This is a genomic window from Clostridium sp. (assembly GCF_016650095.1).
Classification (GTDB): domain Bacteria; phylum Bacillota; class Clostridia; order Clostridiales; family Clostridiaceae; genus Clostridium_AD.
In genome coordinates this window covers 1-12,314 of sequence record NZ_JAENWL010000073.1, presented here as the reverse complement: position 1 = coordinate 12,314, position 12,314 = coordinate 1, and the positions used below count along the sequence as shown (strand labels likewise).

10 protein-coding genes are annotated in these 12,314 nt (G+C 29.7%); 2 read left to right on the top strand and 8 right to left on the bottom strand.

What is annotated here, in order from left to right; all coding sequences use genetic code 11:
- The 3 genes from JJE11_RS06490 to JJE11_RS06480 all read right to left on the bottom strand — a co-directional run.
- On the bottom strand, positions 1-501 hold a 501-nt coding region (locus tag JJE11_RS06490; protein ID WP_291633783.1), incomplete at its 3' end, for a hydrogenase.
- Between the two features lie 11 nt (positions 502-512).
- Positions 513-1,442, bottom strand: coding sequence for an NADH-quinone oxidoreductase subunit H (locus tag JJE11_RS06485; RefSeq protein WP_291633781.1), 930 nt, complete (start codon positions 1,440-1,442; stop codon positions 513-515).
- Positions 1,443-1,454: 12 nt separating this feature from the next.
- Entirely contained in the window at positions 1,455-3,230 is a 1,776-nt protein-coding gene (locus JJE11_RS06480; RefSeq protein ID WP_291633779.1) for a proton-conducting transporter membrane subunit, read from the bottom strand.
- A 312-nt stretch (positions 3,231-3,542) separates the two neighbouring features.
- On the opposite strand from JJE11_RS06480, the gene JJE11_RS06475 reads away from it, so the two are divergent.
- Complete coding sequence (locus JJE11_RS06475) at positions 3,543-4,154, top strand: DUF4230 domain-containing protein (RefSeq protein WP_291633777.1); 612 nt, start codon at positions 3,543-3,545, stop codon at positions 4,152-4,154.
- Positions 4,155-4,272: 118 nt separating this feature from the next.
- Here JJE11_RS06475 and JJE11_RS06470 read toward each other — a convergent pair whose 3' ends face one another.
- The 4 genes from JJE11_RS06470 to JJE11_RS06455 form a co-directional block, all read right to left on the bottom strand.
- Positions 4,273-5,217 carry an ROK family protein gene (locus JJE11_RS06470; protein ID WP_291633775.1) on the bottom strand — a complete coding sequence of 315 codons (945 nt, stop codon included), beginning with the start codon at positions 5,215-5,217 and terminating at the stop codon, positions 4,273-4,275.
- A gap of 257 nt (positions 5,218-5,474) precedes the next feature.
- A complete protein-coding gene (locus tag JJE11_RS06465) occupies positions 5,475-6,233 on the bottom strand; it encodes a YgcG family protein (RefSeq protein WP_291633785.1) in 759 nt (252 codons plus the stop codon).
- Positions 6,234-6,340: 107 nt separating this feature from the next.
- Entirely contained in the window at positions 6,341-6,910 is a 570-nt protein-coding gene (locus JJE11_RS06460) for a LemA family protein (RefSeq protein ID WP_291633773.1), read from the bottom strand.
- 248 nt (positions 6,911-7,158) lie between these two features.
- Entirely contained in the window at positions 7,159-8,175 is a 1,017-nt protein-coding gene (locus JJE11_RS06455) for a MarR family transcriptional regulator (protein WP_291633771.1), read from the bottom strand.
- A 262-nt stretch (positions 8,176-8,437) separates the two neighbouring features.
- On the opposite strand from JJE11_RS06455, the gene JJE11_RS06450 reads away from it, so the two are divergent.
- Positions 8,438-10,429 carry a fructose-1,6-bisphosphatase gene (locus tag JJE11_RS06450; RefSeq protein ID WP_291633769.1) on the top strand — a complete coding sequence of 664 codons (1,992 nt, stop codon included), beginning with the start codon at positions 8,438-8,440 and terminating at the stop codon, positions 10,427-10,429.
- Between the two features lie 77 nt (positions 10,430-10,506).
- On the opposite strand, the gene JJE11_RS06445 is transcribed toward JJE11_RS06450, so the two are convergent.
- Entirely contained in the window at positions 10,507-11,850 is a 1,344-nt protein-coding gene (locus JJE11_RS06445; protein ID WP_291633767.1) for a trypsin-like peptidase domain-containing protein, read from the bottom strand.
- Positions 11,851-12,314: the final 464 nt, after the last annotated feature.

Sequence of the window (12,314 nt, the reverse complement as noted above, 5' to 3'; positions counted from 1 at the left end):
TCCTGCCTCAATTACAAGGGACATTTTGGTTAATGATATTTCAAAGAGTACGATACCATTTTCAAAGATTAAAAATCCTATCATTTGCGTGATAGCTTTTTTTCTTGCTACCATAAGCAAAATCCCTATAATAAATAGTGCGATTCCAACCTTTATAAAATTATCATGAGTTTTGTTCAAAAGTCCAAAGGCTATCATTATCCCTATTCCAGTTAAAATATACGAAATAAATCCGCTTACTATTAGTTCCATTTCTCTATTTATCTTCAATTTCTTTACAGATTCATTTATTATTAGCGGTATTATGATAACTTTAGTTACTATTGTTAAAATCCCTAAAATATAAAAATGCACTTCCCCTGTATCATATCCAAGTTTTAGGGCTATGAGTCCTATGGCTGCTGACTGAAATATAAATCCTTGTGTAATAAGTTTTATTCGTCTTACTCCAGACATATAAATGCTAGATATTAATATAATTGTAAGTAAAGTCTCTATCATAATCTTTCTCCTTATAAAATATAAATTAAAGCAATTGCTATAATACCCAATGATACCGTGGCTGGAAACAATTCTGCACCTCTAAATAATCTAGACTTAGCAAAAGTTGTTTCTATAATAGCAATTCCTAGCAAACAAAATAAAAGTTTAAATATAAAGCTCAAAAACCCTAGAAACAATGCTGCCGCTGTAACTGTTGTTGCAATTCCCATGGGAATAAAGCAGTTAATTAAAACAATCAAGTATACAATTAATTTGATATATGAAGAAAGTTCAACATATGCTAAATCACTACCTGATAAATCTAAAATCATTGCTTCATGCATCATGGTAAGTTCTAAATGCGTTTCTGGATTATCAAAAGGTATTCTTGCATTTTCAGCAAGTATTCCAATAATAAAGGTTACCATTGCAATAAGATGTGCAGTATCAAAGTGCACCATTTCACTATTAATAAAGGCAATATGAAAAACATTAAAATCACTTGTTTCAATATATAAAAAAACTATCAAAAATAATATTAAAGGTTCTGCCATCATTGAAATAAAAGCTTCCCGGCTTGATCCCATTCCACCAAATGTACTTGCACTATCAAGTCCAATTAGCACTGTAAAAATTTTAACTATTCCAAATGCAAACATAAGAATAAATAAGTTTCCGATAGTTTTTTCCATGCTCGTATAAAAAACAGGTATGAAAAAAGCCGTTGTTATGGATGCCGCAAGTATAACCATTGGACCAATAGCTGTTATAAAGGAACTTCTATTTGATATGATTCTTCCCTTTTTCAATAGTTTGCTCAAATCATAATAAGGTTGGATAATAGATGATCCCGTGTAGCCCCTAAGGGTTGCCTTCATCTTTTTTAAGATTCCTATAAATAATGGTGAGAAAACTACAATTAATATGCTTTGAATAAAATAAATTAAATTATATTTCAAATGAATTCCTCCTTACACAAATTTCAAAACTAAAACAAGTGCAATTATTAATGATATAAAGATATACGAAATATGTAATTGAATTTTTCCATAATTAATTTTCAAGATTTTTTTTGTTAAAAAATCAACTACTTTTAAATTAAGTTTATATAAATGATCTTCTACTATATCACTAGTCATTTGGCTTATGTGAATAGCTTCTTTATAATTAACTTTTTTATTATAATTTGCAATAGCCCCAAAAATCTTTGCACCTGGCTGAACAAATCCACTTCCAGTATACTGAATATAAGGTTTGTCATGAGTATACCCACAGGCCCAAGTATCATTAATCTCTTGTTTTTTGTTTGATGAATTTATTTTATTAAACATATATAAAATAAATGTAATACAAATTAGTATTATGGTGAACATTATTATCTCAGTTTCATTTTTGAAACTAGGACTTTTTCCACTTATCTCTAATAAATTATTAGTATAATAAGATATTTTACTTATTATAAATGGTGAAAATATTCCAGTAACTATAGCAAGTACCGCAAGTATTCCCTGCCCGATATTCATTGATGTTGGAATGACTTTTATATGTTCTGCTTTTTCAGTTCTTGGTTTTCCAAGAAAAGTGATTCCAAATGATTTTGCAGTAGCATAAAAAGCCGCTCCGCTTGTTAATGCTACAATAATGCCACAACTAAAAATCAATATTATAACCCATATATTGGTCACCTCAGTTATTGCTTCAATAAAACTTCTAAGTATAAGAACCTCACTTGAAAATCCATTAAATGGTGGAATTGCTGAAATAGCACAGGTTCCGATAAAGGTACAGATTGCAGTAAACTTCATATTTTGATGTAGGCCACCAAGCTCATTCATATTTTTAGTACCCGTTGCATACAAAACACTTCCTGCATTTAGAAACAAAAGGCTTTTGAAAATCGCATGATTCAAGCAGTGAAGTAACGCTGCGGTTAGCGCGAGTGAGGCAACCATTTTTAAATTGAAGTTTATTAATATCATTGATATCCCTAGGGCCGCAAAAATAAGTCCAATGTTTTCCGCACTAGAATATGCCAATAATTTTTTGATATTATTTTGTAATAATGCATTTAGAATTGAAAATATTGCCGTACCCGTTCCAATTATTAGTACGATAACTCCACAATTTAGAGGCAAACTTCTTAAAAAAATAAAAGTTACTCTTATAAAACCATATAATGCAACTTTCAGCATTACTCCTGACATCAAAGCTGAAACATTAGAAGGCGCTGCTGGATGAGCCTTTGGAAGCCAAGCATGCAGTGGAACTATACCCATCTTTGCTCCAAATCCAAATAGTGCAAGTATGAATATAATATACTTTTGATTTGGTGAAAAATTCACAGAAAACTTCATAATTTCTTTAAATTCAAAGCTACCAGTGTATTTATACAAGAAAGCAAACATTATCATTAAAAACAGTCCGCTTATATGAGTCATAACAAAGTAAAATATTCCTGATTTCAAACTTTCCTTATTCATATATTCATAAATAACTAGGAAAAATGAAGAAATAGACATGATCTCCCAAAACACAAGGAATGCTATTCCATTATCAGAAAGTACAACTCCTATCATTGAAACTACAAATAAAATAATTAAAAATACCATATATTTTACTGAGTAATGTTTTTTATATTCCATTACGTAGCCTTTAGTATAAATTGCCACAGGTATAAATATTAAAATTATTATAAATACGAAGTATATTGAAAGCCAATCCTTTTGAACATTAATTAGTGGTAACACGTATTATCAGCTCCTAATTATATTTAGTTATTATTCGAATGTTGAAATATATCACCCTTTTCATTAAAGGTAACACGCATTATCAATTCCTATTTAAATTTAGTTATTATACGAATGTTGAAATGCCACTTTTACATTGTATCCTATTTTGCATATGTTAACAACTAAATTTAAGCAATTGTTCGCTTTTATACTATTTATTATGCCTTAGTGCTTAAAACTTTTCATTGATTACTTTATTGTTGCATATTATTTCAAGTTTAATAAATATGCTAGTAGTATATGATTAAATATTATAAGGAGTTGTTTAGCATGTATTTTGAATCAATTGGCAAACCTATAAAACGTAAAAATGAACTCATTTTTTTGATTATACTTTTATTCTTATCAACTTGGTTAATAATGGTCTATTTCTTTTTAAATAATGTTAGTAATGATAAAGTTATATCCTCTACTGTTATAGCCGAAAGATTATCTAAAATTTCAGAACTATCCACAGTCAAATACAACTATTCTAATGTATTATCTATAAAAAACAGTAAAAAATTTAAAGATTTCTCTATTCCATTTACTGAAAAATCATTTTTAATAAAATATAGTGGGTATATTAAAGCTGGGGTAGATTTAAAAGATTTAGAGGTTGTCGTTAACAATAGAACAATTATTATTACCTTGAAAAAAGCAAAAATTTTTGATCATGCAATAAATACTGATGATTTATTCCTTTATGATGAAAAATCCTCATTATTTAATAAGCTAAGTGCGCAGGATATGATAGATGAAATCAGTAATGAGAAAAGCAAGGTTGAAGCTGATTTATTGAAAACAGATTTTTTAGAGCAAGCAAATACTAATACTAAAATACTTTTGCAAGGTATTCTATTAGATATGGGTTTTGAAACTATAACAATCACTTTTAGATAAGTCATAGCACATGAAAATAAAATCACCATGAAACTTATCAAATTCAATAAGATTTCATAGTGATTTATTTTAATTAAAATTCGTGGCCCTAAATACTTCATTAATAATTAATTTTACCCTATAGCCTGTCTAACATTGCCGCGCCAATGATACCAGCATCATTTCCAAGGGCCGCAATTTTTATGTTGCAAACAGGTGCGTCTTTAAATAATTGGTATTTTTTAATATCCCTTTTCAGCAATTCCATAAAAAATCCCCCTGCTGCTGAAACTCCACCACCAATGCCTATCATTTCTACATCCAAAATATTCATAATATTACAGATTCCTATAGCAAAGTATTTAACAAATCTTTCCACAACTAATACAGATAATTTATCTCCTTGTTTTGCACAATCAAAAATTATTTTAGCATCAATTTCTTCCAAATTATTTATTTTTCTAAGTATTACTGTATCCTGATCATTTTCATTTATCAATTTTTTAGCATACTTAATTATTGCAGTAGCAGAAGCAAAAGTTTCAAAACAACCATTATTACCACAAGCACAATTATAAAAATTTTCTCCTACTATCATATGTCCTATTTCTGCAGCAGACCCATTTTTACCTCTATGCAATTTGCCATTTAAAATTATTCCTCCACCTACACCAGTTCCCAGCGTTAAAAAAACTGAATTTAGTTTGTTTTTCATTATTCCAAATAGGTATTCCCCACCCGCTGCAGCGTTTGCATCATTATCTATAAGAATTTTTTTGCCAGTTTTCTCTTTAAGTATTTTATTTATATCTACATTTTTCCACCCTAAGTTTACACTCGCTTTTATTATTCCACTATCGTAGTCAATAACCCCTGGAACTCCAATTCCAATCATATCAATGTCTTCCATGCAATAACCAGATACTTCCAAAGTTTTATGTATTAGATTAACCATATCCTCTATTATTAGTATTTCTCCCCTGGAAGCTAATGTTGGTTTACTTTTTTTAATGATTATTTGTCCCTCATTTGTAACTATACCTACAACTATATTAGTTCCACCCAAATCAATTCCTATACGCATAATTTATACCTATCCTCTCTTTTGTAAATGTATGAATAATAAATTAGTATTTCTATATGCTAGTATATTTTTATATTCCTAATTAATATTATACTTTTAATTTTATAAAATTAAAACTGAAATGTTTTCATGCGTAAAAAAAGTATATATTACGTATAATGCATTTGAATAAGCTTTAGCGAAGTGAACGCATTAGTCGTATTGCAATACGCGTAATATATACTTTTTCCTTTTTTTATCTTCTTCCAAATCTTATATTAATAACCCCCAGAAGAACCTCCACCACTGGATGATCCACCTCCAAAGCCACCCCCACCTGATGCTCCTCCTCCAAAACCACCTCTTCCACCACGCCTACCTATTGAACTCCAGAATAATAACATTACCATAAATCTAGTTATTCTTCCTCTATTAAGAATAAAGTCAAAAATAACTAATACAATAACTCCTATTAATACTATTACATTGCTTTTTCTAGGGACGTTTGAAGTTTGAGCTTGTTTTGGAGCATTAATGTTCTTTTCTAGTTTTACGTTATACTCTTTTGCTATATTATCCGCTAGAACTGAGTATGCGGCCCTAAATCCCTCTCCATATTGATCTTGCTTGAATTTCGGAACTGCATACTCATTCATAACTCTTGAAGAGTATATATCAGTAACAGCTCCTTCTAGTCCTGTGCCTACCTCCACTCTCCATTCTCTCTCTTTTACTGATAATAGAATCAAAAGCCCATTGTTTTTATCCTTTTGTCCAATACCCCATTCTCTAAAAATACCAGTAGCATAAGATTCGATAGGTACTCCCTGAAGTGAATCTATAACCACAATAGTAGCCTGTGCCCCTGTTTTAGTTTCTAATTCCGTGCCAACTGACAAAATATATTGTGTTGATTCACTATCTAGCACTTTAGCATAATCATTAACATATTTTAACTGCGTAGCTATTGGATATTTAGTTTCAGCATTTGCTAAATTCATAGCTGCTATTTGACCTAGCAAAAATATACTTATCATACATACAAATAAAATTTTCATCTTATTCTTTGCTTTTATAGGCACACTACATGGAATACTGCAAATTTTTCTACTCGATTTAATCAAATAATTCTTCATTTCTACTCCTATTTAGTAAAGTCAACTTTTGGTAATTCTTTAGCTGATTCACTAGCTTTATAAAGTGGCTTTTCATCAAATCCAAAAATTCCTGCAATAATTTTGTTAGGGAATTTTTTAATTGTGCTATTGTAATTCCCAACATCTGTATTATAATCAAGCCTTGCTGTGCTTATTCGATTTTCCGTGCCTTCAAGTGCCACCGTTAAATCCTTAAAGTTTTGACTAGATTTTAAATCTGGATAGTTTTCTACTATTACTAAAAGCCTTGAAACTGCACCCCCAAGTTCACTATCAGCTTGCGCTTTATCTGTTACCGTCTTAGCACCTGCAAGCTTAGCCCTAGCTTCAGCTACTTTTATAAAAATATCTTTTTCCTGAGAAGCATAACCCTTCACTGTTTCTACTAAATTAGGAATTAAATCAGACCTTCTTTGCAGTTGTGTATCTATGTTACCTTCTGTGACCTTTACCTTTTGTTCCAAACTCACCATCTTATTGTAACCTCCAATAATAGACATTGTTATTATTAGAAATATTACTCCAACAATTGCAACGGTTCTTAAAGTTCTATTCATGTCTATACCCCCTTTCAATTTTATAAAATTAATACTTCTAATTATAAAAGCAACCTTATCCTTATATAAAAATTTATGAATTTTATAATGATTCTATACTACTTTGCTATTTATTCTTTGAAAATATGTACTAATCTAAAATATATTTTTTTATGTATGTCATATTCTGAGGTACTTTTAACTGTAATGAATAAATATCAAAAAATATGAAAAGTGACTACAAAAATTCATAGTCACTTTTCATATTTTCAATCTTCAAATGCTCTATTTTTAATAATATCAAAAGTTTTTTTTATATATTCTTCTGTTTTATAATTTCCTAATCTATTATTCATTCTGGCTAAAAGGGAATTTAGATTTAAAATATCCATCGAACTTATATCTTTCAATTCTTCAAAGATTAATAAACTTTTTTGATTTTTTTTATAATCTTCTATTATCAAACTTTCACCTTGCTTTGATATATCCAAGTAATGAGCATTCTTTATCAAAGCCTTCTCTTTATGAATAAAATTCTTATTATTTAAATTTTTTACAATTACATGAACTGTAGAAGGTGACCAAAAACTGATTTCACTTAATTCACTTGAAGTGATGCCTGGGAATGCACCAATTATCCATAAAGCTCGAAGTTGAGCATAAGTCACATTAAATTCCTTAAGCGGTTCTCTATGACTACTTCTAACAGTTAAGATAAATGTTCTTAAAAGATTATATATATTAATTGTTTTTTTTATAATACTAACTTTATTTATATCAAAATCTGTTAAATCAATTTTCAAATTCATCTCATTAATCTTCTCAATATAGTCAAAAATGAACTCTTTCTTCTCTTCTATGATGATTTTAGTGAAAATATCTATAATAAAATCTAATTCACTATGTGAAAATAAGCCTATTAAATCAAAAAGATAGAACTTTTTTTTATTATCTTGTCTATTTATATTAATGAACCACTTACCCGTTTCTGTTAATTGAAATTTATATACCTTTTTATTAATACTTTCTTCCTTAAAAATCATTTTTTTATTCATTAAAATCTTAATAATATTACTAACAGTAGGAGAACTCCAACACCCAATCCTTGCAATATTACTAAGTGAAATCCCTGGAAATGCTTTAATAATCCAAAGAACTCTAAGTTGTGGTAGCGTTATTCCAGAAATCTCCACCGTCCTTGCATAATTAGATTCAATCTTTAAAAAAGCGTACCTTGCTAGATTATATAATGAATGTATATTAAACAAATACTCCATCTGCTCCATAAAATTTCCCCTTACGTGTGAATTAGTATTTATATAAATTGTTATTTTCCTTTTTATATCTGTAGTTCAATAGATTATCTTAAAAATTTTATACTTTAGTTATGTTTTTGTCAAATTATACAGACTTAAGGCGGATGAAATCAAAAAATATTTTCTTTTAAAAATACAATATACCATGATAATGTATTATAATATATCGTGTAGCCTATATATTATATAAGCTACACAAATAAAATTATTGCATTATAAAGGAGAGTCAAAAATGATATTTTCTAGTGATACATCTATTGATACTATAGAAGAAGATTTGAGATATCTTAAGTTATTGGCTAGCAAGTATCCAACAATTCCAGATGCTTGTACGGAAATCATAAATCTACAAGCTATCTTAAATCTCCCAAAAGGAACTGAGCATTTTCTGTCAGATATTCATGGTGAATATGAATCCTTTACTCATGTTCTTAGGAACGCCTCAGGCGTAATTAAACGGAAGATTAACGATATTTTTGGTAATTCACTTAGATATAGTGAAAAAAAAGAACTAGCGACCATTATATACTACCCTGAACAAAAGTTAGACTTAGCACTTAGAGAAGAAGATGACATAGATGATTGGTACAAAATCACTCTTCATAACCTTATTGAAATTTGTAGAACCATTTCCTCTAAATATACCAGATCTAAAGTTAGAAAAGCACTACCTTCAGATTTTTCGTACATTATTGAAGAACTACTTCATGAACAACAAAGCACCTTTAATAAACAAGAGTATTACAATGGAATTATTCAAACTATAATTAAAATTGGGAGAGCGAAAGAATTTATAGTTGCTATTTCAAACCTAATTCAACGGCTTACTATAGATAGACTTCATATTCTAGGAGATATTTATGATAGAGGTCCTGGAGCACATATAATCTTAGATACTCTTATTCACTACCACTCTATTGATATACAGTGGGGTAACCATGATATACTTTGGATGGGAGCAGCCTCTGGCTGTGAAAGTTGTATTGCTACTGTTCTTCGTATTTCAACAAGATATGCAAATTTAGATACTATAGAGGACGGTTATGGCATTAACTTATTGCCCCTTGCAACCTTCGCGCTAGATTTTTATAATGATGACCCATGTAACTCCTTTAAGCCTAAAGTTTTTCCTGAAAATAATTATAGAGAAAAAGACCTTAATTTAATGTCTCGAATGCATAAAGCTATTTCTATAATTCAATTTAAACTTGAAGGAGCGATAATAAAAAGACGTCCTCATTATGAAATGCAAGACAGATTGCTTCTTGATAAAATAGACTATGAAAAGGGCACCATAAATATCGATGGAAAAGAATATACACTAAACGATACTAATTTTCCAACTATAGACCCCAAAGATCCTTATAAATTAACTGAGGATGAAAGGGAACTTATTGACAAGCTTAAATCTTCTTTCTCAAATAGTGATAAGCTCCAAAAACATATACGGTTTTTATACTCTAAAGGTAGTATGTACTTAACCTACAACTCCAATTTACTTTATCATGGATGCATTGCACTAAATGAAGATGGTAGTTTTAAGAAAATGAAAATAGATAATGTTACTTACAGTGGGAAATCATATATAGATAGAACTGAACGAGTAGCCAGGGAAGCCTATTTTGGCAAAGCCAATTCAGAAACTAAGCTTTATGCAATGGACACCATATGGTATTTGTGGTGTGGTTGTAATTCTCCTTTATTTGGCAAGGATAAAATGACTACATTTGAGCGTTATTTTATAAGTGACAAAAGCGCTCATACAGAAACTAAGAATCCATACTATAAATATAGAGAGGATGAAAAAGTATGTAATAATATATTATCAGAATTTGGATTAAACCCCCTTGATTCACACATTATAAATGGTCATATTCCAGTAAAGGCTAAACAAGGTGAAAGTCCTATAAAAGCCAATGGCAAACTTTTAGTTATTGATGGTGGTTTCTCTAAAGCTTACCAGCCAGAAACAGGCATAGCAGGTTACACACTTATTTATAATTCCTATGGATTGCTTTTAGCCTCCCATGCACCTTTTGAATCTACGCAAAAGGCTATTGCTGAAGGTAAAGATATTCTTTCTTCTACTATAGTTCTAGAAAAATCTACAAATCGTAAACGTGTAATAGATACGGATGTAGGCCTAGATATTAAGGATCAAATTGAAGATTTAGAACTACTTCTTACAGCATATAGAAAGGGGCTTATTAAAGAACAAAGGTAACCTTAAAGAAAATTGTCTTATAAATATTAAGATTAAAAGCCACTTTACTCATTTTATAATGAGCAAGTGGCTTTAATTTATTCAGAAAGTGTTAAATTTAGTTTAGTTGTCTTTCCATCTCTATCTAATTCTACTTTAACTACATCTCCGGCTTTATGTGTGCCTTTAATTTTATTTATCTCATCTGTAGTTTTAATTTTTTGGCCATCAAACTTTGTAATAATATCTTCTGGCACTATACCTGCTTTTTCTGCTGCACTAAACTCTTTAACTTGTAATATATATACACCTACAGGCACATTATTTTCTTTCGCCATTTGTGCAGTAATATCTCTGCAAGCAATTCCTATATTAAGCATTGGTTTAACTAAACTATCCATTTTAGGTTTTACTGTGTTAATTGGTATTGCAAAGCCCAATCCCTCTACTCCCGTTACACTTATCTTGGCGGTATTAATTCCTACCACTTGCCCCTTAGAATTTACAAGTGGGCCACCACTATTACCTGGATTAATTGCTGCATCAGTTTGAATAAATTTCAAATCTTTATTTTCAATACTCACTTGCCTATTAACCGCACTAACAATTCCGGTAGTAACAGATCCTATTAATTCTTTTCCTAATGGATTTCCTATTGCAACTACCGTTTCTCCTACTTCAAGTACATCTGAATTTCCAAACTCAGCCACACCTGGAACAACTGTGTCGTCAGCTAATTTAATTACTGCTACATCTGCTGCTTCATCAAAGTTGATTACTTTAGCAGAAACTTCCTTCCCATCGCTAAGCATAACCTTAATACTCTGAGCTCCGCTTACAACATGATAATTCGTTAAAATATACCCATCCTTACTAAATATTATTCCAGTTCCTACACCTTCTTGCGATGCACCCTGTCCACGCACACTGCTACTTACACTAGAACTATTTGTAGAAATTGCAACTACTGCAGGACTTACCTTTTTTACAATTTCAGGTGTACTTAAATTTGTTGTACTATTAGTAGTAATAAGCTTTGCTTTTGCATCACTTGAACTCTTTGTAAGAGTTGCATTAGGTGTAACGGCAACAGTATTACTTGTATTTTTCATCATATTCATCACAACAATACCAGAACCTACACCTCCAAGTGTAGAACATATTACACCTACTAATATATAAGACACTATTCTCTTTCTCATACCGCCTTTATCTTTTTTCATATTTTTATGGTTTATTTCTGTATAATTAATATTTTCAAGTTCTAGAGGCAAAGTTTCACTTTGCTTTTCTGTAAATTCATTATTAGATACATTTTCAATAGGAGTTTCGTTAACCACCTCACCGGTGTTTTCATTTGAATCATTCATATTCTCACTTAGATTATTATTTTCACTACCAATTTCATTTTCATTTGTTTCATTATTAATATTATCGTTCATACAATTTGCCTCCCTATTTATTTAAGTGGTTAAATAAAAGTTATTAACTATTATTTAACTGAAAATTATAATAAAATATGATTTATATATTTTTTTATATATCCGTTTGTGTTTTATCTATAGTTATATATTAAAACTTCTATGTTACAGTTTGGTGACAAAATTGTTAACAATCCTTTAACTTAAATTATTAATTTTAAATTTTCTTTTGTTTATTATATTCTTGTTAACCATATGAAAGAAAATAACAAGTCAGAGATGCGACGGATGAGCCTTTTATCTTTTTAGTAATAAAGGAACCATTATATAAAAATATAATGGTTCCTTTATTAGGGACATTCAAATAATATATTCTTGCTATAATTTATATTATTTTTCTGTATATAACTCAACTATTTTAAGTATTACGTCAACTGCTTTTTCCATAGCAAATGTAGGTATGAATTCATATTTACCATGAAAAT

Coding starts and splice junctions, on each gene's coding strand:
- JJE11_RS06450 (WP_291633769.1), top strand. CDS start 8,438: ATGATATTTTCTAGTGATACATCTATTGATACTATAGAAGAAGATTTG.
- JJE11_RS06465 (WP_291633785.1), bottom strand. CDS start 6,233: ATGATAAGTATATTTTTGCTAGGTCAAATAGCAGCTATGAATTTAGCA.
- JJE11_RS06455 (WP_291633771.1), bottom strand. CDS start 8,175: ATGGAGCAGATGGAGTATTTGTTTAATATACATTCATTATATAATCTA.
- JJE11_RS06445 (WP_291633767.1), bottom strand. CDS start 11,850: ATGAACGATAATATTAATAATGAAACAAATGAAAATGAAATTGGTAGT.
- JJE11_RS06460 (WP_291633773.1), bottom strand. CDS start 6,910: ATGAATAGAACTTTAAGAACCGTTGCAATTGTTGGAGTAATATTTCTA.
- JJE11_RS06470 (WP_291633775.1), bottom strand. CDS start 5,217: ATGCGTATAGGAATTGATTTGGGTGGAACTAATATAGTTGTAGGTATA.
- JJE11_RS06475 (WP_291633777.1), top strand. CDS start 3,543: ATGTATTTTGAATCAATTGGCAAACCTATAAAACGTAAAAATGAACTC.